Origin of the sequence: Mesorhizobium sp. M0590, from assembly GCF_040320905.1 — a bacterium.
GTDB lineage: Bacteria > Pseudomonadota > Alphaproteobacteria > Rhizobiales > Rhizobiaceae > Mesorhizobium.
Window position 1 is genome coordinate 26,481 of sequence record NZ_JAMYQN010000026.1, and the last position, 22,358, is coordinate 48,838.

Annotated in this window: 19 protein-coding genes and 2 pseudogenes; 11 read left to right on the forward strand and 10 right to left on the reverse strand. The window is 58.7% G+C overall.

Going from position 1 to position 22,358, the window contains the following annotated elements:
- Window positions 1-3 precede the first annotated feature (3 nt).
- Both NKI52_RS29155 and NKI52_RS29160 read right to left on the reverse strand, forming a co-directional pair.
- Window positions 4-1,902 (reverse strand): ATP-binding protein, encoded by a 1,899-nt coding sequence (locus NKI52_RS29155; RefSeq protein WP_023718710.1) that lies wholly within the window; start codon window positions 1,900-1,902, stop codon window positions 4-6.
- Window positions 1,889-3,067: an SIR2 family NAD-dependent protein deacylase gene (locus NKI52_RS29160; RefSeq protein ID WP_352700474.1), complete on the reverse strand. Its 1,179-nt coding sequence runs from the start codon at window positions 3,065-3,067 to the stop codon at window positions 1,889-1,891. The genes NKI52_RS29155 and NKI52_RS29160 overlap by 14 nt, the downstream gene beginning before the upstream one ends.
- A 503-nt stretch (window positions 3,068-3,570) precedes the next feature.
- On the opposite strand from NKI52_RS29160, the pseudogene NKI52_RS29165 reads away from it, so the two are divergent.
- Window positions 3,571-4,277, forward strand: a pseudogene (locus tag NKI52_RS29165) (IS110 family transposase); the annotation flags it as partial.
- On the opposite strand, the gene NKI52_RS29170 reads toward NKI52_RS29165, so the two are convergent.
- Genes NKI52_RS29170 through NKI52_RS29180 form a run of 3 tightly spaced genes read right to left on the reverse strand, consistent with a single transcriptional unit; the run spans window position 4,206 to window position 5,783 of the window.
- The gene (locus NKI52_RS29170) at window positions 4,206-4,613 is read right to left on the reverse strand and encodes a hypothetical protein (RefSeq protein ID WP_352700504.1); all 408 of its coding nucleotides are present in this window, start codon (window positions 4,611-4,613) and stop codon (window positions 4,206-4,208) included. The pseudogene NKI52_RS29165 and the gene NKI52_RS29170 sit on opposite strands and share 72 nt — an antisense overlap.
- Window positions 4,597-5,301, reverse strand: a complete 705-nt coding sequence (locus NKI52_RS29175; protein WP_352680970.1) for a hypothetical protein — start codon at window positions 5,299-5,301, stop codon at window positions 4,597-4,599. The genes NKI52_RS29170 and NKI52_RS29175 overlap by 17 nt, the downstream gene beginning before the upstream one ends.
- Window positions 5,298-5,783, reverse strand: a complete 486-nt coding sequence (locus NKI52_RS29180; protein WP_023718705.1) for a hypothetical protein — start codon at window positions 5,781-5,783, stop codon at window positions 5,298-5,300. The genes NKI52_RS29175 and NKI52_RS29180 overlap by 4 nt, the downstream gene beginning before the upstream one ends.
- 137 nt (window positions 5,784-5,920) lie before the next feature.
- Here NKI52_RS29180 and NKI52_RS29185 point away from each other — a divergent pair, with 137 nt between their 5' ends.
- The gene (locus tag NKI52_RS29185; protein ID WP_352700475.1) at window positions 5,921-6,073 is read left to right on the forward strand and encodes a hypothetical protein; all 153 of its coding nucleotides are present in this window, start codon (window positions 5,921-5,923) and stop codon (window positions 6,071-6,073) included.
- Window positions 6,074-6,116: 43 nt separating this feature from the next.
- Here NKI52_RS29185 and NKI52_RS29190 read toward each other — a convergent pair whose 3' ends face one another.
- The 5 genes and pseudogenes from NKI52_RS29190 to NKI52_RS29210 form a co-directional block, all read right to left on the reverse strand.
- Entirely contained in the window at window positions 6,117-6,815 is a 699-nt protein-coding gene (locus tag NKI52_RS29190; protein WP_245278576.1) for a thermonuclease family protein, read from the reverse strand.
- A 120-nt stretch (window positions 6,816-6,935) separates the two neighbouring features.
- Window positions 6,936-7,208, reverse strand: a complete 273-nt coding sequence (locus NKI52_RS29195) for a hypothetical protein (RefSeq protein ID WP_023680062.1) — start codon at window positions 7,206-7,208, stop codon at window positions 6,936-6,938.
- A gap of 891 nt (window positions 7,209-8,099) precedes the next feature.
- Window positions 8,100-9,170, reverse strand: coding sequence for a GDP-mannose 4,6-dehydratase (gmd, locus tag NKI52_RS29200; RefSeq protein WP_023718702.1), 1,071 nt, complete (start codon window positions 9,168-9,170; stop codon window positions 8,100-8,102).
- 131 nt (window positions 9,171-9,301) lie between these two features.
- Window positions 9,302-9,618, reverse strand: a pseudogene (locus NKI52_RS29205) (nodulation factor ABC transporter ATP-binding protein NodI); the annotation flags it as partial.
- A gap of 476 nt (window positions 9,619-10,094) precedes the next feature.
- A complete protein-coding gene (locus tag NKI52_RS29210) occupies window positions 10,095-10,460 on the reverse strand; it encodes a hypothetical protein (protein ID WP_023718700.1) in 366 nt (121 codons plus the stop codon).
- A 796-nt stretch (window positions 10,461-11,256) separates the two neighbouring features.
- Here NKI52_RS29210 and NKI52_RS29215 point away from each other — a divergent pair.
- The 9 genes from NKI52_RS29215 (at window position 11,257) to NKI52_RS29255 (ending at window position 22,355) form a co-directional block, all read left to right on the forward strand.
- Window positions 11,257-12,246 carry a nodulation protein NodZ gene (locus NKI52_RS29215; RefSeq protein WP_352700476.1) on the forward strand — a complete coding sequence of 330 codons (990 nt, stop codon included), beginning with the start codon at window positions 11,257-11,259 and terminating at the stop codon, window positions 12,244-12,246.
- 153 nt (window positions 12,247-12,399) lie between these two features.
- The gene (locus NKI52_RS29220; RefSeq protein WP_352479197.1) at window positions 12,400-12,561 is read left to right on the forward strand and encodes a hypothetical protein; all 162 of its coding nucleotides are present in this window, start codon (window positions 12,400-12,402) and stop codon (window positions 12,559-12,561) included.
- Between the two features lie 55 nt (window positions 12,562-12,616).
- Window positions 12,617-14,077 carry a mannose-1-phosphate guanylyltransferase/mannose-6-phosphate isomerase gene (locus tag NKI52_RS29225; protein ID WP_352700477.1) on the forward strand — a complete coding sequence of 487 codons (1,461 nt, stop codon included), beginning with the start codon at window positions 12,617-12,619 and terminating at the stop codon, window positions 14,075-14,077.
- Window positions 14,078-14,710: 633 nt separating this feature from the next.
- Window positions 14,711-15,007: a DUF4917 family protein gene (locus tag NKI52_RS29230; protein ID WP_352700502.1), complete on the forward strand. Its 297-nt coding sequence runs from the start codon at window positions 14,711-14,713 to the stop codon at window positions 15,005-15,007.
- Window positions 15,008-15,244: 237 nt separating this feature from the next.
- On the forward strand, window positions 15,245-15,703 hold the full coding sequence (locus NKI52_RS29235; protein ID WP_352467057.1) for a (2Fe-2S)-binding protein: 459 nt from the start codon (window positions 15,245-15,247) through the stop codon (window positions 15,701-15,703).
- Between the two features lie 3 nt (window positions 15,704-15,706).
- Window positions 15,707-17,908 (forward strand): xanthine dehydrogenase family protein molybdopterin-binding subunit, encoded by a 2,202-nt coding sequence (locus NKI52_RS29240; RefSeq protein WP_352700478.1) that lies wholly within the window; start codon window positions 15,707-15,709, stop codon window positions 17,906-17,908.
- Window positions 17,909-19,584: 1,676 nt separating this feature from the next.
- Complete coding sequence (locus NKI52_RS29245; RefSeq protein WP_352700479.1) at window positions 19,585-20,574, forward strand: ABC transporter substrate-binding protein; 990 nt, start codon at window positions 19,585-19,587, stop codon at window positions 20,572-20,574.
- A 151-nt stretch (window positions 20,575-20,725) separates the two neighbouring features.
- The gene (locus NKI52_RS29250; protein WP_352700480.1) at window positions 20,726-21,538 is read left to right on the forward strand and encodes an ABC transporter permease; all 813 of its coding nucleotides are present in this window, start codon (window positions 20,726-20,728) and stop codon (window positions 21,536-21,538) included.
- A 13-nt stretch (window positions 21,539-21,551) separates the two neighbouring features.
- Window positions 21,552-22,355, forward strand: a complete 804-nt coding sequence (locus tag NKI52_RS29255) for an ABC transporter ATP-binding protein (RefSeq protein ID WP_352700481.1) — start codon at window positions 21,552-21,554, stop codon at window positions 22,353-22,355.
- The last annotated feature ends 3 nt before the right edge of the window (window positions 22,356-22,358 follow it).

A 22,358-nucleotide genomic window follows, 5' to 3' on the forward strand; every position in this document is an offset into this window, starting at 1 on the left:
GATCTAGGCCTCGTTGGAGTTTGTGAGGGAAGGATTCTGTTGCCGCCAGACACGAACGAAATCGTCGTATGATGCGTCCGCGTTGAGGTGAATATTCCATCCGCCCGGCGATTGGGAATCCTCTGGCATCTGGACGTCGCAGACCAGTGGATCCTGGCTGTCGGGCCTGCGGTCCTTGGGCGGGGCCTGGATAGTTGCTCGCATCGGCATGTTGACGGCTTCGCCTAGCACTATGGCTTCTCCCGTCCGCAAGATAGGCAACATGTTCGTCAGACCCTCAAGATTGTCCGAGAGCGTGCCGGTCACGTGTGAGCGATCGGTCGCGTTGCTCAGCCGTAGCGCGAAAAAAGTTCCGCACTGAGAGAGGATGGTCGGATCGATTTCGGCGGGGCGCTGGCTGACAATCATTGCACCGATGCCGTATTTTCGCCCTTCCTTGACTATCCGCTGCACGATGCTCGCCGCCAGGCCGTCGTTAGCGCCGTTGAGATAGTTGTGAGCCTCTTCCATGACTATCAGCAACGGACGTTCTCGCCCTCCCTCGGAGAGGTTTCGAGCCCAGAACAGTGCATCGTAGAGGACGCGCAGCACGACCCCGATGATGTCGTTGGTCATGGATGACGGCACGCCGGACAGGTCGATGATGCTGGTGTTGCGAGCGCCCCCAATCCATTGCTTCATCAACTCCATTAGGTCTTTTTCGACCTTTCCGTCCAGGGCAGGATGCCAATCACCCGCCTTCAGAAGAAAGTCGAACCGTGACACCCGGAGCTTGGACCCTAAATTTTCAAGCGCGCTGGCGAGATTGAGAGGGTCCGGAAGATAGCGGATCTTCTCATCGTCCCCCTTGATATCCTTGACCCTGCGGAAGCGAGGAGCGACGCCCTTCATCGCGTCGCCCACCATATCGTTGCCCGCGCCATCCTTCTCATACATCCACGAGCTCGGATCAGATGGATTGCCGAGCGCGGGATTGTAAGTTCCGAACTCGGCGCAATACAGGTCATACCAGAGTTTGTTCAGAGAGAAGGGAACAGGGCTGTCTCCGCCGACACTGGCTTCGTCAATCCCGGCAAGTGGGTAGGTGCGCAGGAACGCGCCTTTGGCTGCGATCACGCGTTCTAGGATGACGTTCCGCGCCTTGCCGTCTGCCGGTAGAGCCCCAAAGGTCAGGCGGAGCATTTCATCGAAATTCAGAGCCCAATAGGGGATGCGGAGCGGAAGCTCGTTGGCGGCCTTGGCGTTTGGATTGATTCGAAAAATGTTCGCCCGATCCCCCAGCGCTTTTGGGTATTCTCCATGAAGATCGAGAACAACGATCCTTGATGATGGAAACCGGCCTGGATCCGACAGCGCGGATAAGATGCCTGCGACGGTCGTCGACTTGCCCGATCCCGTGGTTCCGACGATTGCCGAGTGGCGCGTGACCAGTTTATTGATGTCGACAAGGGCGTCGATCGACTCGCTTCCCGTAATGTGTCCTACTCTTACGTAGTTGTTGAGCGCGCCCACGCGGCCGTAGATCGCCTGAAGATCGGTCTCGGAGACGAGGTGAACCTCGTCGTCGATGGTGGGGTACTGGGAGATGCCCCGCTGGAAGCTCTCGGACTTATGACCTTCCCCGATCAGCTGCACCGTCATCCACCGATGACTTTCTGCCTGCTCTCCGACCCTGGAGGCAGGGACAGCACTGGCTCCCACCTGACTGACGATTCCGAATAATTCTGTATAGCCGACCGGGATCTTGACGAAGCTGCCGATCTGGCCGATGCGGTAGCCTTGGCCCCTGACAAAGGTCAGCCCCGAATGCTGCCCGGAACCGAGCGTAACGCTCACAGTCGTTCCACTGACGTCCTGAACCGTGCCAATGACCGTCGCGAGGGCCGATTCAGACGGCGTCATCTTCGGTCACCTCACCGGTGAGATAACGGATCAAAAAGCCGAAATGAGCGAAATTACCTACGCCGACTTTTGTCTTTCCGTCGGCCGCTTTGATGACTATGCCCGGTGGTATAGAAGAGGAAACGTCATCAGCGAGGGCCTTCCAGAGCCCTTCAATTCGCCCGATTATAGCCGAATGATCGCCCAAGATGCTCAGGTTCGGCAGCTGAAGTCCGCACTCGCGAGCCTTCTTGTAACGAACATCAGCGGGATCACCGTATATAAGGCCGAAGACCTGGGCGGTCGGATTGGCTTCCAGAGACCTGCAGATGACGTCATTAATGTGCTCATCGCTAAACGAATAGCCCGACATGAACAGGATTGCATTCGGCTGAAGGATGAAGGCCTTCAATCGGTCGAGCATTGCCAGATAGGGCATCTTCCGGCTCTGATCGTATTTAAGATGCGACGGATAGATCAGATACGAGGTGCTCGTGTCGCGGTTGTCTGACCGCACGACTCTCTTGCCATCACCCGTCAAGCGCCAATTGAGCGAGCCGTGTATTTTCCATAAGCGCGCCCAGCGAGCTGGAAGCAGGTTTTCATCTTCTACGGCCCCAAGGTCAAAAAACGCCTTCCGAGTTCCGACGAAGCCATCGAAATAAGGTGTGGCGGACTCTTCGAGCGCTTGTTCGACCAAGAGATCGTAGTTGGTAGTAAATATCTGAACCGGTTTGGCGCGTCGGATCGATCGGGCCCAGATCGCCAAGTCGTGATACGCAGAACTGCGATCCGGCAGGGCCTTATCCACTTGCTCACTGATGACGGCGCAAATCTCGGCATCCAGCTGATCGAGCGTTGTTCGGTCGAGCCCTCTGACTGTACTAGGACCAGCAACGGCGGCCAGTTGCCGGATGTAGCTTAAGATATATTCAATATTATTGGCTCCGCCATCGTCCTCGATCACGGCCGTGAGCAACTTCTTCCATGCTTCCTTGTGCGCCCCGACGGCGAAGGTCTCGCTAATCACTTTGGTTAGGCCGGCGACGTCAGGGATCAAGGCCGAGCCGTCGGCCAACCGGATCGATAGCGGACATCCGGCTCCAATGAAGAAGCCGACCGCTCTCTTGTTTTGGGATAGAGCCTGCTGGATATAATGTATCTGGCGTACAGCTTCGTGTTCCAAGTATTTACCCCCGTCGCCCTCACGACGAACTATTTAGCACCGTATCTGATTGCTACGATTCGCGCCAAGGCAGTTGACGGTCCTATAGCAATTAGTGCGATGAGGGTATTGGCGGCAAGCTAAGTCTGGATGACCGCGCGGTGACAAAGAAGAATCACCTCGAAAAGGTCGGCGAGCTTGACGAGAAATTCGCCAAACTCGCCAAATCGTCGGCCAAGTTACTCAAGTCCACCGAGAGCCGAAGAGATCCGGGTGCAGGTGTAGGGTGCGTAGATGTCGCAAATTCCCTCGATGTGTATGTCGTCAGTGTGAAATACGGTTTTCACACTATCGGACATGCCCAAGGAATTTTGACGTCAGCTCACGGGCCAACAGCGGAACGGCCGCCTCTGAGCATCATCATACTGTGTGCTGCCAGTCCGCTCTCGTGAAGATCCTATGGGGATGGAAGGCGACCAGCGCTCTGCCAGAGTGAAGCCGCCAAACATCACCTGGAGGTCAGCATGCAAGCCAACACCACGGCCGCTATCCGCGTCGATCTTGCCGCAATATTTGTCTCGTTAGAACTGTCTCGTTCAAAATGGCTCGTGACTTCGCTTTCGCCAGGTGGGGGCGAGAGAATGTCGAGACACCTCGTGTCGGGGGCGACATTCCGGGTTTGCTCGATCACTTCGCAGAGCTGCAACGAAAGGCGGAAGTGCGGACAGGGCAGCGTTTCCGGGTCATATCAATCAAGGAAGCTGGTCTGGATGGATTCTGGATACATCGGGTCCTCGAACGCGAAGGCATCGAGAGTTATGTCGTTGACCCGGCATCCATTGCCACATCGCGTCGCCGCCGGCGGGCCAAGACCGACAGGATTGACGGGGAAGCACTGGTTCGAGCGTTGCTGGCCTACAACCGCGGCGAGCCTAGGGTTTGCGCCATGTTGCGAGTGCCAACGCTGGAGGAGGAAGACCGTCGCCGGTTGGTGCGGGAGCGGAAGGCTCTGACGAACGAGCGATCAGGCACGTCAACAGGATAAAGGGCCTTTTGTTCAGCCAAGGTGTGTCCGGATACGAACCGTTGAAAGGCGATCGACGCAGATGTCTCGACGCGCTCATTACCGCAGATGGGCGTCCACTGCCGCCAGCGCTCATTAGCGCAGATCAGCCGCGAGCTTGATCGCATCGAGTTGCTGATCCAGCAGATCAAGGATGTTGAAGAGGCACGCGACGCCTTGGGGCGCCTGCTCCTGAGTTGGCTTTGGAGTTGGAACAGGAATAGGCGGCTCATCTGTTGGGGAGGTGAGATCGCTTGGCTGCTCTATGGTCGGCAAAGCCACTGGCTCCGGCAAGGTTTTATCCCAGAGACCAAGCTTGATGCCCAGCCCAATCCCGACTGCCGCCACTGCAATGGCCCCGCCTGTCGCCATTCGGCGAATGGCGGTCGCTCGAGCTGTTTTCTCTTGAGCCGCGGCTTGAGCTTGCAGGGTCGGAATTGCCGACCTCTTGACGGCGAGATCGACGGCTTGTTCAAGCAGCGTGGTGTTATGCCTGACGAGCACTTTTGCGGTCCTTCATTGATACCGTCACGAGATCAGCGACCTCAGGCGGCAAATCTTGGTCCAGGGCTTTTCGAAGAACTTCGGGGTCGTCCGTGAAGAGCGGAACATAGAGGATCTCTTTGACCACCTTTTCCACAGGCACCTCAACCCGCTTCTCAACCTCTTTCTCGACCATAACTTCGACTGGTACCTTAATCGTTCGAATTCGGCGCCAACGCCAACTCAGAAGCATTCTGCGGAGCAGCCTGGAAGTCTTGCTCTCTGAATTGTCCTCTTCTCGGGCGGCAATGCGCTGGAGCGCTAGAGCGACCATTGCCGTAATTGGTCCCGCGAGCGCGGCGATGAGCGCGAGCGAGCCGAACCAAATCACAGAGATTATTCCGGCCTGTGCCTCAGTCTCCAGTTCAGGTTTGCTGCCGTACCAGCGGGAGGCAATACGGCGGACCTGATCTGTTCGCGCCATGGGGATCCGCTCCTTCTCCAAACCGCTGAGTTCCTTGGCAATCAGGTCTTGTCTGACCTGGTTTTGGGCCGAGATGTGTGCCTTGTTGGCCTCAGCGGCCTGCGCTTCTGCGAGCCGTTTGCCAGCGTCATCCAATCGGCGCTGCCAAGCCCCGGCATCACTGTCGCGCGTCTGTTCCAACGTCGAGCGTCTATCCATAAGTTTTTGCCTCTGGTCGGCAGTCATAGGAGGGCTGCTTGCCCGCAAACATCGAAACCTGCACGCAGGGCGGCGACCTCTTGGTCGAGCGGCTCTATCTGAGTGTCGAACTTGGCTATAATTTTAGTGCGTGGATTAGCAAGTTTCGCCACTTCTGATTCTAGCCGGCGTGCCGAGTCGCTATCGCCGGAATCGCGCGCCATCTTGATACGTTCAACAAAGCTGTCGCGTTGACGCTCGAACTGATCAACGGCTTCCTTTGCTTCGCCGTCGCGCTGCTGAATCAACGCCAATCGAACCGCGCTTTTTTCCTCCACTTGGTCGCGAACGCGCGACGCTTCTGGAGTAAGGGCGGTCGTTCCCTCCAATTCAGCATTGACCTCGGCAATCTGCGACTGAAAGGTCGCCCGGGATTTTTCCGCAAGAGACGCAAGCTGCTCAATTTCGGAACGCGCCTGTTCGACCTGATCGGATTTTCGGCCAAGTTCGTCGGCCGAGGCCAGCTTCATAGCCTCCTGGGTCCAGCGCGTCGATTTTGTTTACGAGTTCCTCGTAACGCAGTTGGCGCAGAGCACCCGCTCGCTCCATTCCCATAAACACCGTCTCAAAGGTTATGCCTGCCAGAACGAGGAGGAAGACCAAGATCATGGGCTTCCAGAACCAGGACGCACTAAAAAGCAGGGTGGCTATCGGTATTTTGGTGAGCTCAGCAATTGCCACCATGAGAAAGGGCGCACTGGCGAGCGTCAAATCCATGGCAGTTACGGATTCGCTCGCAGAAAACGCCATGGACACCTAGAGCTACGCCTGTCGTAAGGCCAATCGCTGCCGCAGCGATCTTGCTAGCAGAGTGTTTCGCATGGGATCCCATCCTTGTCGCGATCGAGTTTTCCGCCCCATGAGCAGTTTTGCAGGTACCAGTTGGCTTCGTCGCAGGAACCGATCTGCTTGCACGTTCTCCGCGGCTCGCAAGAATAGCCGCTCTGCGCGACCAGCTTACGGCTGATGATGCCCAGCGGGCGACTCGACGGCGCCGCGCCGTCGGCGTGCGCAGCGCGCCATTCCCAGGGTGCCTGAAACGTCCCGGCCCACAGGCCGATCTTTGAGGCTTGGGCTTGCGCCTGCTGCCCCCCATAGGCGCCCTGGCTGTAGTGAGGCCAATCCAGCGCCTGGCCGTGCTTGACCATCCAGGCGGCCACGCCCGCGCCGTCGGCGCGCCGACAATCGCCGACAAAGCGGTGGTAGCGGTCCCACGTCACGAATGTGCATTCGAGCGGCCTCGACGCGGCCAGGAAAGCGTCCAGCGCTTCGGCCGATCGCCGGCCGCAAGGATACTCGGCGCCATTCGCATCGCGGCACAGCTGCCGGCTCTCTGGCGCGTCGATGCCGTTGAAGCGGACGCGCTGGCCGTGGATTTCGATCGTATCGCCGTCAATGACGGAAGCGACACCGGTAAGCGAGGCGGGCGCCGCCCTTCGTGGGCTGGCCTTTGATGCATCGTCGCTACGTTGCGCGCCCGACGGCGCCAGGAAGGCGGCCACCGCCGCTGCCGTAAGACCGAGCATTGCCGGCACGCTCGCAAGTTGGCGCCGCCACAGCTTGGCACCGGTGGGTCTCTGCCACCGATTGGATCGATATTTGCGGTATGGCCTGCTCATCCGCTACGCCGACCAGCCCGGCCATGCGCTGTCGACCATGGGCAGGCCGGCGCAATAGTAATCGTCAAGGAACCGCCCGGTGGACCGGTCGCGGCAGCGCCAGATAACGCTGTAGTTCTGGCCATAGAATTGGTCCCACGCGACGCCATAGGTTTGTGGTGGCGGTGGCCGGTAATATGTTCCGCCTCCATAGCCGTTGTTGGCAGCGACACCCACAGCTGCGCCGCCGACAGCCGCGATTGCTATGCCTGTCGCGACAGCATTGTCGGTTTGCACAAGCCTGGTGCACTTCTCTGCTGTTGCGCCCCTGCGCACTAGAAGGGCCGCTACCCTGCTACGATACTGTTCGTCCGTGCTGCTGGCGAGAACGTGACATAGCGCAACGGTATTCATTGCCGTGAGATCGCTGTCCGACACGACAGCGCTCGTAGAGCAGCTGCTGACGCACAGGGCTGCACTTGCGATGAGTGCTCCAATTTTCATGTGAATCCCCCAAACAAATATTGGGGCGAGTCCGACCTAGAAGTCCAGAGTTTTGTTTTTCACTTTGCTACGATTCACAGCATGCTGCGGCTAGCTGGCATCCACTGCAACCAACCGTTCCGCCGGTCGTTGACTGATGCTGGGTTGATCTCAGCCACTCCAGAACTTGCCCGCTGGCTCAAAACCGGCGGGCTTTTTTTCCGCGACGCCGGAAGGCTCTATCTCGCCGCATGTTGTGGTACATCGGCACGGCGTCATCGGGCCGTGCCGTTGACCAAGGTGGTCCCTCCGCCATGGTCGGCCGGCGCAGCCTTGACCGTCCGCGCGGGCCATCCCAATCAAGCCCGCTGGCTTCGGTCGGCGGCTTTCTATTTGATGCCCGGCGCCGTCCGCTTGGATCTACCCAGTGCCGGATTTGAAGGTAAGCTGCGGCGGTATGATCGCACTTCGCGCGGACGGACCATTGGTGTGCAGCAAGAGCGCCGAGTTCATTCGGCCAAGATTCTGCACTAGGCCGAGGTAGGTGAAGGCAGATAGCTATCCGGTAATCGACTGGATAAAATTTGGGGGAAACGTCAGGGCGGCCATAACTTTGCAGTCTTCAGACGCGAGGCGGCCTACAACAGCGCTGCCCACCATGCTTGTGGCCCGCGACCCACACGGCTTTTCCCTTCAGATCGTACATTATGCTTCCTTCATGATTACCGATGTCTGCATGACCTTTAGGTCTTCCCGCACCATTTCCGCGGCGAGCTCGCGCACGGATGTCTCATGCACCCAGCCGAGCTTCTCCTTCGCCTTTGTGGCATCGCCCAGGAGAAGATCGACTTCCGTGGGGCGGAAGTAGCGTGGGTCTACCTGGACTAGGCATCTGCCGGTCTCGACATCATAGCCCTTTTCGTCGACTCCCTCACCACGCCATTCGAGCTCGACGCCGACATCTTCGAAAACCCATTCGACGAATTGGCGGACAGGGGTCGTCTTGCCCGTCGCCAGCACGTAATCATCCGGTTGATCCTGCTGCATCATCATCCACATACCACGCACGTACTCACGCGCATGGCCCCAATCGCGTTGAGCATCGAGATTGCCGAGATAAAGCTTGTCCTGCTTGCCGAGGTAGATAGCAGCGGCGGCGCGGGTGATCTTGCGCGTCACAAAAGTTTCGCCGCGCAGTGGGCTTTCATGATTGAAGAGAATGCCGTTGGAAGCATGGATACCATAGGCCTCGCGATAGTTGACCACGATCCAGTAGGCGTAGAGCTTGGCGGCGGCGTAAGGGCTGCGCGGATAAAAGGGCGTTGTTTCGTTCTGCGGTACGGATTGCACGAGGCCGTAGAGCTCTGAAGTCGAGGCCTGATAGAAGCGGGTCTTGTCCTTCAGACCGAGGAGGCGGATCGCCTCAAGAAGTCGCAATGTTCCGATACCGTCGGCGTTTGCTGTGTATTCCGGCGTTTCGAACGACACCTGGACATGGCTCTGAGCGGCCAAGTTGTAAATCTCGTCTGGCTGGGATTCCTGAACTACTCGGATGAGATTAGTCGCATCAGTGAGGTCACCGTAATGCAAAATTAGGCGCGGATCGGGATCGTGCGGGTCTTGGTAGATGTCTTCGATGCGACCCGTGTTGAAGGAAGAGGAACGTCGCTTAATCCCATGAACGACGTAGCCTTTTTCCAGCAGAAGACGCGTGAGATAGGCACCATCCTGTCCCGTTATGCCCGTAACCAGAGCAACTTTCCTGTTCTCGCCCATTTTCTTCCTGCTCTATGGTAGTTGAAGTTTCGAATCTGGCTCGCCACACCGGCGGCCCGCCTCATACCCTATGGTAGGATTTCGACAGATGCGGCGCGGAGCTCGTCATTGACAGTGTCAGCCAGCGAGCACACCTGCTCCGGCTTCGAGGCATAGCAAAACAGAGTCTCGCCGCTAACCTGCCTAAGTCGCACATGCGGCCTGAGTGCCGAACTCAGCTCGCGGGGTGAGCGACATAGATTTCAATCACGTCGCACCCGATTTGCTCATCAATCAGCGAGTTAGGACGCCCTTCTGGGATTCTACATCCGTTCTCAAGCACGCACAGTCGGTTGCATAGCCGCTCCGCTTCTTCCACGAAGTTGGTGGCCAGTAGAATCGTATTGCCCTGCGCCAGCAGGGCACGTAGCCGTTCCCAGCTAAAATGGCGAGCATGTGGGTCCAAGCCACACTAGAACTCCACCATCCCTCTTTTGCGCTGACCAAGTAATCTTTGCCTGCTTCAGCGTCTTCTAATGGAAATTGTTTTGATCAGTGAAATCGATTGTTTGGATGAGGTGCATCCATAAAATGGATTGTTTGACAGGCAGCGCGGCACATCGGCGGCACAAAGTCGTGGGCGCGAGGTTTCGCTCCGCGCGAAGACAAAGTTCGTGGCAGTCGGGGGCTTTGGGCGAACCGCACATCTGAGACGGCGGCGAAAAGCCGGGTAGGGCATTACGTATTGACCTCCAAGGAATTTCGGGCGCGCTAGCCCGAAAACGGTAGCTGGGCTTCAACGATGGGCGGGACGAGGCGACCATCAAACTGTGTTTCATACTGTAGGCGATCGCAGTGCGGCGAATTTGAACGGCCGCCTTTGCCAGCCCTCGCCATCGCATCCGGCTACAGGTGCCGAAGATCTTCTCGATCCGAGTACAAATTCTAAGGATCGGTTGGTTCCAGGCGTCGAGCTTTCGGCCTCGTCGCGCCCCCACATAGCGGTTGCGACGATGCGCGGCCTTCCACCCTTGGCGCGCACCGCGTCGCCGAGATGATTGCCTCGGTAGGCGCTGTCGGCAAACACTTCGCCGGGATTGTCGGGCAGAGCATCAGGAACGGCGTTGCCGTCCTCGGTGTGGGCGCCGTGACGGCGATCTCCTCGACAAGGGCCGTCTCGGCGTAGGCACCGAAATGGGCTTTGAAGCAATGAAACGCTGGTCGGCGCTTGTACTTGACCCAATGGCCCTCTTCATCATCTTCGCTGGCCGAGGCGATGATCGCCGCATCGACCGGCGTGCCGATCTTCACCTGGATCGCTGAACTGGCGGGTGATCTCGGCGAACAACAGGGTCATGAACCTCAAGGGCCTGTCGAAAACGGACGAGAGCGGGTTCGCACAGGTGTCGGCTCTGACACCGAGAACCCGCAGAACCGTCGGAACGATCCTCCACATGGCTGCAGACGCCAAAATTCCTCTCCCGGCCATCGTCGCACAGCATCGCGTGCCAGTCGCTCAGTCCAGCCGGCTCGAAAGCTATCCGGCAGGAGTTGCGCCATGTTGGCGCACTTGAAAGCGTCAGAGGGCGCCGTGTCGCATCTTTCGGTGGGACCGACGCCATGATGGCCATAAATGACGTGGATGGCCTGCGCCTGACATTCGACGGCTGGCGGGTCCTGCACATCCGTCCTTCAGGAAACGCCCGCAAATGACATGTTACGTTGAGGCAGTTAAGAATTGGACTGAAAAAGGGACTTTGTGGACTGCCTCGACCGGCTGTTTCGCTTAGCTAAGCGCGGCCCCACGTCAGCAGAGGCTCATGGTCAAGGAACGCCTTAGTATCCATCACATGGATGGGCCACATTCACGCAATCAATTTTACACATGTCGCCGGGCGCATTAGAGAACGCTGAATTTAAACCGGAAGCGAGTGTACCCGGCGTCAAGATTTGCGAGCGTCACAGAAGATAAGGATAGGCAGTGCTGAGGGAGCTCTTCTGCCCCACGCGCAGCCTCTACCAAATCGCCCGGCGTAACGGTCGACTAGTATCGATTAAGAGATCCCAAGCCAGATGCAACCTCGTCTCTGAAACGAGATTTCCGAAAATGCAGGTCAGTGGATTGGTAAAGCGCAGGTTCGTCGTCTCTCAGAGGCGTACGGGCTTCGGTGATTGTCTGTGGTCGCTGGCGGCCGCTTGGCGCTACGCTCAGCGGTCGGGACGAACGCTAGCCGTCGACTGGCGCGGGTCCTGCTATCTCGACCAACCCTTCACAAATGCCTTTCCGGTGTTCTTCCAACCGATCAATGACATCGCTGGCGTACCGGCTATTTGCGACGACCGGATCAACGACTTTTCCTTCCCGGGTCCATTCTTCCCGGAGTGGTGGAATAGGCCAGCGATCGACTGCCTTTACCGCCCAGATGAGCAGATTTTCCAAGAGCGCGACGAGTTGGGCGAGCTCTTTCAGGCCGAACACGATGTCGAAGCGAACACAGTAGTGTGTGACGCTTGCTTAATGTGGCGCTGCGATGAGGATGCCGAGCGGCAGGTCTTCCAGAGTGTCAAGCCTCGGTCTGAAATTCAAACACGCATAGATGCCATTTACCAAGAATGTTTTGAGGGGCACAGCATCATCGGGGTTCATGTTCGACATGGTAACGGTGAAGACATCATGGACCATGCGCCCTACTGGGCCGATCCGGAGTTCGCCGTTCAACAAGTGTGCACTGCGGTTGATAAGGCTAAAGCGTTACCGCACCCCAAGCCTGTGCGGCTGTTCTTGTGCACGGACAGCGCGCAAATCCTGGATCACCTGTCGGCCAGGTTTCCCGATCTTCTCACCGTCCCCAAGCATTTCCGATCCGATCAAGACGGCCCCTTGCACACTGCAGCACTTGGGATGGACGGCGCAATTTCCGCCCTCGTTGAGATGTATCTTCTCGGGCGCTGCGATACCGTTATTCGGTTTCCTCCGACGAGCGCCTTTACACGATATGCACGCCTTTTCGTACCGCGGGTAATTGAGTTCGATCTGAAGGACCCAAGTCGTTTGATTTTGATAGAAGGCAGCCAAAGAATCTCTCATCTTGATTAGGGCCCGCTACCGGGGCAATTCGGCAGATGCAACGAACAGGCATAGAGACATCGACCGCAATTCACGAGAGGCGGGCCATGGCATACGCTAAATGTCCCGCAGCTGCTCAGCTTGATCCGCAGGCTCGAGGATCCGGACACACTGCAGCAGTTCTTGGCTCCATTCGGGACTGTTGCCGACGTCGATGAAACCAACGGCCTTAGGGCACGAATACAGAATGACGAGATCATTCATCTGCGGCCGTCCGGCAACGCGCCAGAACTTCGCTGTTACTCGGAGCGCCGCAAGACCATCCTAGAGCGACGGCGGTCGTGACGCTGACGCTAAGGGCGCGGGCAATGACGTCCAGAGACGAAATCGAGGTTGTTTAATGAAAGTGGTTCCCGTCATCATCAGCGGTGGAGCCGGATCGCGGCTATGGCCCGCTTCGAGGCAATCGCACCCCAAACCTTTCCTTAAAGTAGCAGATGGACATTCTCTCATTCAGCACACTGTGCTGCGCGTCGGTTCGATAAAGGGCGTAGTGGAACTCGTCGCCGTGACATCTGGGGAACACCTCTTCCTTACCAAGGACGAGTTCGACGAACTAGATTCCGTGGTCCTGCCACGCACCTTTCTGCTCGAGCCTGAAGGCCGGGATACGGCCGCAGCCGTTGCGGCAGCCGCCATCCATGCCAAGGCAACGCAAGGCCCTGACGCGATTCTATGCGTCTTCCCAGCCGATCACATGGTTGGCAACCTGCCTGCATTTTTAGACGTCATGTGCCGGGCCATCGAACATGCGAAGCTCGGGCGGATCGCCACATTGGGCATCGCCCCAACCAGACCGGACACGGCATTCGGCTATATCGAAGCGGATGGTGAGAAAGTCGTCCGTTTCGTTGAAAAACCGGATCTGGACACAGCCAAAGCCTATGTCGCGTCCAAGCGCTTCTTCTGGAACGCCGGCATTTTCTGCTTTAGCGCACAAACCATGCTCGACGAGATGGCATCGCATTGCCCCGCGGTGATCCAGGCCGTCTCCGACAGCTACGAGAACGGGCGCTTCAGTCAAGGCGAAGGCTTTGCCAAAATCGAACTCGCGCCTGAGCATTTCGGCTCCGCCCCGCGAATCTCGCTCGACCACGCTGTCATGGAGAAGACGAACAAACTTGCCGTGGTTGCCTGCGACATGGATTGGAACGACATCGGATCCTGGAACGCAATGGCCGATTTGATCGCCCCCGACGAAAGCGGGAACAGGATACGCGGCGATGTGCATATGGTCGACACGACCGGCAGCTATGTGAGCTCCGACAAGCGCGTCATCGGCACGGTCGGTGTCAGCGATCTGGTGATCGTCGATTCCCCGGACGCTTTGCTTGTCGCATCCCGCGACCGCGTTCAGGACGTCAAGAAGCTGTTCGAGGGCCTCAAGGCTTCAGGACATGAAGCTCACCTGGTCCATAGCACGGTACACCGGCCGTGGGGTACCTACACGGTTCTTGAGGAAGGCGAGCGCTTCAAGATCAAACGCATCGAGGTGAAGCCCGGTCGGCGGCTGAGCCTGCAGATGCACTATCATCGTTCGGAGCACTGGGTCGTGGTCAGCGGCTCCGCGAAAATCGTCAATGGCGAGCAGGAGTTGTTCCTGGCGACAAACGAATCAGCCTACATCCCCTGCGGCCATAAGCATCGGCTGGAGAACCTAGGCAGAATTGACCTGGTGATCATTGAAGTGCAGAGCGGCGATTATCTCGGCGAGGATGATATCGTTCGCTTCGACGACGTATATGGTCGAACGCAGATTTCACCCGCGCATGACGAGAAAGGTCAACGTGTCGCTGGCTAATTGCCACTAGGAAGGCCGTCTGCCCACTCAGGACCGGATGCTTGTGGAATCGGGAATTGACCAAGGCAGCGGCGAATGACCGCAATCGGCATCAGGGTGGGACAAATCAAACGGAAAAGACCGGAGAGCGTAGCAACGCAACACAGTCCCACTGTCGAATAAGCCTTTGATATTTCTGACTTTCCAAGCACCCCGCGCCCACCAAAATGTTTAATGTCAATGGCTTATGGCCGACTTCGCTCTGAAGTGGGCCAAATCGGCCTCGCTATCCCCGCAGCACTCAGTTGATTATTTTCGCATGAAAACGAGCAAGGACAGGGGGAGGGCGATCTTGTGCTGGCTTGTATGTCCAATCTTGCTCCTGTTCGTCGTCAGGTTGTGTGCAGCCGCATAGCGCGGCTATCGCGAGGCTGGAAGCCTCCGATCGATAGGTGCGGCGAACGGGGGCAACGAGGTGCGAATAGGATGGGTGAGCGTATGATCGAGAATACCGCAGCTGCGGTCTAGCGCGAAATGCGGCGTCTGTGACTCATCGGTCATTGCAGCGCGATGAACCGGAAATCATGACCCTAAGCCGCCCTTCATCAGCCCACCAGCGCCCAGAAGAAGGCGAAGATCCGTCACAATGCCCACCTGTACCAAGGCTTCAAGCAGTTCACCGCGAATGTGAAGACCGCCAGCCATTGCTTCTTCATTTTCGGCCATTCGCTCGCTACGAATGACGACCACATCCTTAACCGCATAGCGCGTGGCAAGTTTCGCAAGCTCTGTGTTGGCATCTATGGTGAACCAGCATCCGCGGATAACCAGCGGATCATGAACCACGCGAACGAGCTAGCGGTGCAGCGCAACGAAAAATCGCCGCTTGATGTCGTCTTTTATGATGCTGCTACAGTTCATGTCTGGTGTTTAGGGTTAGAAGCGGAATGACTGCCAACCAGGTCATCGAGCCGGAAACTGACCGGCCGGTCGGCCCAAAAATGACATTCAGTTGCCTCCAGCCTTTCGACACGAGCCACTTCACGATCTCGCGATTGCCAGCTAGCGGCTTGTTGCTCGAGCTGCGCGATCCTAGTCTGTGGTCGCTATGCCTCAGCAAGAAGAGTCCGGTTTCTAGCCGGGCGGAGGGGCAACGAGATAGCCAGCTCAGGACAAGGAGAGCAAGCCATGGTCGCATTTACCCTCAATGGCGAGGCGCGAACACTCGACGTCGATCCAGAGATGCCGCTGCTCTGGGCGATCCGTGACGGCATCGGACTCACAGGAACGAAATTCGGTTGCGGCCTTGCCCAGTGCGGCGCTTGCACGGTTCACGTTAACGGCATGCCGACGCGCTCGTGCCAGACCGCAGTCGGCGACATCGAAGGAGCCTCGATCACCACCATTGAGGGCGTGTCGGGCAAGATCGGCGAAACGGTCCAGGCCGTGTGGGCCGAGTTCGACGTACCTCAATGCGGCTATTGCCAGTCTGGCCAGATCATGTCGGCCGTGGCCCTCCTGACAGAGACGCCGAAGCCGACGGACGATGATATTGATTCGGCGATGAGCGGCAATCTCTGCCGCTGCGCCACCTATCATCGCATCCGCGCGGCCATCCACGAGACCGCCAACCGGCTGGAGACTTGAGGCATGTTGCAGTTTCTCCCGAAGCATAATGCCGTGGGGCCCACGCGCCGCCAGTTCCTCCTCGGCACGGCCGTCACCACCGCGGGCCTCGCCGTGGGCTACCGGCTAATGATGGCCGCGCCCGCCAACGCACAAACGACGCCTGCAGCGGTCCAGGCGAACCCCTTCCAGACCTATGTCGAGATCACACCGGAGAACCGAATCGTCATCCACTCGTCGCAGTTCGAGATGGGACAAGGCTCCTATTTCGGCATCGCCACCCTGGTTATGGAAGAGCTCGACGGCGCCTGGGCGCAGGTCCACGTGGTCGGCGGATATGGCAATACCGCGCTCTACGGCAATCTCGCCTGGGGCGGGGCCGCGCAGGGAACCGGTGGCTCCACGTCGATGAGCTCGTCGTGGGAGCGCTATCGCAAGGCGGGTGCTGCCGCACGGGCCATGCTGGTGGCGGCCGCGGCGCAGCGGTGGGACGTGCCAGCCGGCGAGATCACAGTCGCTTCCGGGGTCGTGTCGCACGCCTCAGGGATGCAGGCGCGCTTCGGTGACCTGGCTGAAGCCGCAGCGGGAATGCCGGTTCCCGACGACGTGCCGCTAAAGCCGCGCGACAAGTGGGCCCAGATCGGATCGGACAGCCTCAAGCGCTACGATTCCGCCGGCAAGACCAATGGCGCGCAGACCTACACGATCGACCTCAAGATGGATGGACTCAATACGGCCGTTATGATCCATCCGCCGAAGTTCGGCGCTGAGATCGAGAGCTTCGACGCCTCCAAGGCCAAGGCACTCGACGGCATTGTCGATGTCGTCCAGACGCCGCGCGGCATTGCCGTGGTCGGCAGGGACATGTGGACGGCGCTCAAGGGCCGCGATCTCGTGGAGGTGACCTGGAACGAAGAGAAGGCCGAAAGGCGCGGCACGGCCGAGATCATGGCCGAATACACTAAGGCAGCAGACGATCCGGGCGCGGCCACCGCGCGCGACGACGGTAACACTCCCGCAGCGTTGGCCAGTGCTGAGAAAGTCATCCAAGGGCACTACGAATTCCCCTATCTTGTCCATGCTTCGATCGAGCCACTCAACGCGGCCGCCCGAATCAACGAAGACGGCACCATCGACGTCTGGGGCGGACACCAGATGCCCGACCTTTATCAGGCGGCTGCCGCTCAAGTAGGCGGCACCACGCCGGACAAGGTGAGGCTGCACGTGATGAAGACCGGCGGCAGCTTCGGCCGCCGAGCGGTCTCGGACGCAGATCTCATTATCGAAGCTGTTTCCACAGCGCGTGCACTGGGACCCGGCAAGCCAGTGAAGGTGCAGTGGACCCGCGAGAACGACATGCGGGGTGGGCGGTACCGGCCGGCCTATGTGCACGCAGTCGAGGCGGGGCTCGACAAGGAAGGCAATGTCGTCGCTCTCCATGACCACATCGTGGGCCAATCGATCGCGGGCGGTTCGCCCTTTGCGGCGATGATCGAGAACGGCATCGATCCGACCTCCGTAGAGGGCGCCACCAACCTGCCCTATGCGATCCCGAACCTGAAGGTCGAGCTGACCACCACGGACGTGAACATCCCAGTGCTGTGGTGGCGTTCGGTAGGCTCCACCCACACCGCTTACGCAATGGAAACCCTGATCGATGAGCTCGCCGCCGCTGCGAACCGTGATCCGGTCGACTTCCGCATGTCGATGCTCGGTCACCATCCACGGCATGCCGGCGTGCTGAAATTGGCTGCTGAGAAGGCAGGCTGGGACAAGCCTCTGCCGGAAGGCCGTTTCCGCGGCGTGGCCCTGCATGAAAGCCTCTCGACTTATGTCGCCGAGGTGGTCGAGATCACCTTCAACGATGGAAATGATTTCAAAGTCGACCGCGTCGTCTGCGCGGTAGATTGCGGCACCGCGATAAATCCTGACCAGATCCGCGCTCAGATGGAGGGCGGTATCGGCTTCGGGCTAGGCGCGATCCTCCAGGAGGAGCTGACCCTGACGGGCGGTGTCGTAGACCAAGAGAACTACGACACCTATATGCCGCTCAGGATCGAGCAGATGCCGCGCGTCGAGGTGCACATTGTGCCGTCCGACGAGCCGCCCACGGGCGTTGGCGAGCCGGGTGTGCCGCCGATCGGCCCGGCCGTCGCCAACGCGCTACGGGCGGCGACGGGCAAGACGATCCGCAAGCTGCCGATCATAAAGAACTTGTCAGCATAGCCGGGAATGACACCATGAAAACGGCCGCGATGAAGATCGCGGTCGTAGGTCGTTTTTGAACGCCTCCTGACATGCGATCACCTCCATTCGATCAATTTCCGGCGGCTGCCCGGTCCAATATACGGTTTAGAGACGGTAACCCGTGTTCTGAACGACCGCCGACGGTCGTTGGTGCTGGTAGCACTAAAGAACCGCTTTCGAGACGCAAATGCCGCACGCAAATGTCTCGAAAGGGTCACGCTAGAGATTTTGTACCACCTAGTTGCATGTCTGCTATCGCTTCTTGGCGCGACAAGCGGCCGGTCCTCTGACGGCCCCATAACAGGACATTGATGTCTTCGCGCTGAGCGTCAGCAGTTGGCGCTACCGCGACCTTTCTCAGGAAGGCTGCACACCGACGCGATCTTCCTTTCGCCTTGCGCAAACCTCCCTTCGGAGTGAGGCGTTCAGTGCGTCGGCTTGGTGGACTGAGGCACTTCTGAGTGGGACAACAACATTGAAAAACATTGGAAAAGATTTGAATGCTCTGAAGTCCCACTGATCTCTTACCAATTGATTTTTATGGCTTTCTGAATACCCTCCGGGCCCACCAAAACTGTATAATATCAATTAGTTATGGTCAACTTCGCTTAGAAGTGGGCCAAACCGAGCTTCACTATGCCAGCGTTTATATGAACACGATCCAAGGGCAGGGTAGAGGTTCTGCTCCTTGCTTCAGTTCTTGCTCCTTGCAGTTTTGTTTTGCACGGCCACACATAGCGCCTCTCCTTCGAGGATGGAAAGACCTTAAGTCGATGCATGCGGCAAAAGGCGGTAATGACGTGCGATTGGGATGGTCTCGAGCGCCTGATCGAAGTGCTGCCCATGCCATATAGGCTAACCGAAGACGACGTAGGTTAGTCGCTGCGTGAACGACCGCTTCGCGCTTTATATCGGACGTTCAGGTCAGCTTCGCGGCGGCCTGAAAGCAGACATCCTCGGGGCCGACGCGAGAGAAGCTGGCTTCACCTCGGTATGAACTCGTCGGCGGTATTCGCTTCACGGGAGATGTCGACCACAGTTCGTTCACACGGTTGGCACGGCAACAGAACTTGCCAGCTGTTCGCGACGTGACCTGCGCCTCCACGATGGCGAGAGCTCGCCAGCGCAAATCGGCGACCTTCTCCAGTCCCACTTCGTCGGCCTAGCACAGATGTTGGCGCCTTTGCCGGAACACTATGCTGACGAGCCATGCTAAAGGGCACTGCCTATGAGGAAGATCGAACGCAAACTCTGCACACGCCGTCGCTTTGATCGCTATCACGCCTCGCTCTACATTGCCTGCACCCGACCATGAATACAGGCGCCAATTGTTTCGCACCAGCCAGCTTCGCAAATTCCAGGAGGCGACCGTCGTTGACCTCTCCGAAAGCGACGATGAGGTCATCGGGATCGTCAACCCGTCTCACGCCAAAGTCTGTGGGTGGCGCAGACGCGGCAGCGCCGGCTTGGTTAGGCCCAGCCTAAGCAGAATTATCGAAAATCATTATTTGTGCATCGCACACAGCGTGCTTTGCTTCATCCGCCGGCTGAAAGAGAACAAAAAGAACGTCAGGCGGCAGCCTTCGGCGATGCGCCCGAAGCGGGTTGTTTTGGTGCAGACAGCGCCTGACCTCAGAAAAAGACAGGGGAACGTGATGACGACAATAATCTCGAAGTTTCGCCGTGCCGCGCTTGCGGCCGGCATTGCCCTCAGCACCCTTTCGGTGAGCCTCCACGCCGAAGCCGGCAGCTTGAAGCTGGGCATGACGACCTGGGTCGGTTACGGCCCGCTCTTCCTTGCGCGTGACATGGGCTACTTCAAGGAAGGGGGCCTCGATGTTTCGCTCGAAATCATCGAGGAAGCATCGCTGTACATGGCCGCCGTCGCCGCCGGCGAACTCGACGGCAGCGCTTCCACCATAGACGAAATCATGAAGTACCGCTCGAAGGATGTCTGCTTCAAATCGGTATATGCATTGGATGACAGCCATGGTGGCGACGGCGTCCTGGCGCCGAGCGGCGTCAAGAGCGTCGCCGATCTCAAGGGCATGGAGGTCGGGCTGAACGAAGGCTCGGTGTCGCAGTTCTGGTTCAACATCCTGCTCAAGCAGGCCGGTCTCAGTCAGGCCGACGTGAAGATCACCAACATGACGGCGGATGATGCCGCCGCCGCCTTCATGGCCGACCGCATTCCTGTGGCCGTCACCTGGGAGCCGCATCTGACGCTGGCCAAGAAGGAAAACAAGGGGCAGGTGCTGATCGACTCCTCGAAGACACCAGGCGTGATCGTCGATGTGGTGGCGCTGAACTGCGACTACATCACCAAGAACCCCGGGGACGTCGAGGCGCTGGTGAAGGGCCTCTACAAGGCCAACGAGTTGATCAAGGAAGATCCTGCGAAGGCTTACGAGGTGATGGCCAAGGGCGTTGGCGGCTGGCTCAAGGATCCGAAGGACTTCGCCTCGTCCGCCGCGGGCGTGAACTTCTACGGCAAGGACCGCAATGCCCAATTTTTCGCCGGCGGCGAGAGCGGTGAAGCCGGCAAGCTGATCAAGCTCGGCGGCGATGTCTGGGGCGGCTTCGGCAAGCTCAAGATGGACATCAAATACGATGACCTCGTCGATCCGTCCTTCCTTGCGAAGTGATCTGGCCTCACGAAGTGATCTCGCCTTGTAAAGTGAGGTCGCTGGACCGCAGGTAGGGCCTCGCGCCTGCGGTCTCTCCAGCCCAAAGGGTTTCCCTGTGACACTGGCACCGAATGCAACCTCTCCCATCAGCCATATCGTGACCACGAGCGTGGATAAAAATCAGCCCGGTCGATCCGCCTGGAAAGCTGTCGCCACGCCTTTTCAGGCCGTGTCGCGCCCTCTCGCCATCACGCTCAGCGTCCTGGTCTGGGCCGCGGTCATCGGCGGCTGGTTCGCTTTGACCTATTCCGGAGCGGTCAAGGAAATGTTCCTGCCGCGCCCGGAATCCGTCTTGTCCACTACCATCAGGATGGCGCTTGACGGCTCATTGTGGGAGCACGTGCTCGCCAGCGTCCAGGTGGTGCTGATCGGTTTCGTCATTTCGAGCATCGTGGCGGTGCCGCTCGGCTTGACGATGGGCACCTATCGCATCGTCCAGGCCGCGCTCGACCCGCTCGTCAATTTCATCCGCTATCTGCCGGTAACCTCCTTCGTGCCGCTTTTCATCCTGTGGATCGGGATCGGCATCGAGCAGCGCGTGGCCGTCATCATCTTCGGCATCTTCTTCCAGCAGCTCGTGATGATTGCCGACAGCGCCCGCGGCGTTCAGCGTGATCTCGTCAACGCCGCCTACACGCTCGGTACGAAACGCGGCGACACGGTCTTCCACATCGTCTTTCCGGCCACGCTGCCGAACGTGCTGGATGTGCTGCGCGTGACCATGGGCTGGGCCTGGACCTATCTTGTCGTTGCCGAACTCGTCGCCGCTCGCAGCGGACTTGGCTATATCTCGCTCAAGGCGATGCGCGGCTTCCAAGTCGACGTCATCTTCATGGCCATCGCCATGATCGGCATCCTTGGTCTGTGCACCGACCAATTGTTCCGGGGCATCCGCCGCCTCGTCGCTCCCTGGGCCAATTGAGGAATTCGCTGACATGGACGCCCTGACACTTGCGACGAAACCGAAGAGCGCCGACATCGGCGTCGATAATGTGGCCCTGCGCTACGGCACCGGCGACAACGCCGTACTGGCGCTGGACGGCATCTCGTTCCATGTCGCGCCCAATGAGTTCTGTGTGATCGTCGGCCCATCCGGCTGCGGCAAGTCGAGCCTGCTCTATCTCATCGCCGGTCTCGAGGAGCGCACCGGCGGCATGATCTCGGTCGGCGGCAAGCCGGTCACCGAGCCGGGCCCGGATCGCGGCATGGTGTTTCAGGCATATACATTGTTTCCCTGGCTCACCGTGGCGCAGAACGTCGAATACGGTCCGAAGCGCAAGGGCATGTCGGCGGTCGAGCGAAGGGCCATCGTCGAGCATTTTCTCCAAGAGGTCGGCCTGGCGAAATTCGCCAACCATTATCCCTCGCAGCTGTCGGGCGGCATGAAGCAGCGCGTGGCGATTGCGCGTGCGCTCGCCAACGATCCGCAGGTGCTGCTGATGGACGAACCTTTCGGAGCGCTCGACAGCCAGACCCGCCACTCAATGCAGAAGCTTTTGCTGAGGATCTGGGACCATTCCAAGAAAACGGTTCTGTTCGTCACGCATGACATTGACGAGGCGATCCTGCTGGCGGACCGGGTGCTCGTCATGTCCGGCCGGCCCGGCCAGATCAAGAAGGAAATCCGCGTCAGCCTCCCGCGTCCGCGCAGCATGGATCTGGTCATGGAGCCAGACTTCATCGCTATGAAGCGGGAAATCCTCGAGCTCTTGAAGAACGACGAAGACGAAGAGCACTAGCAG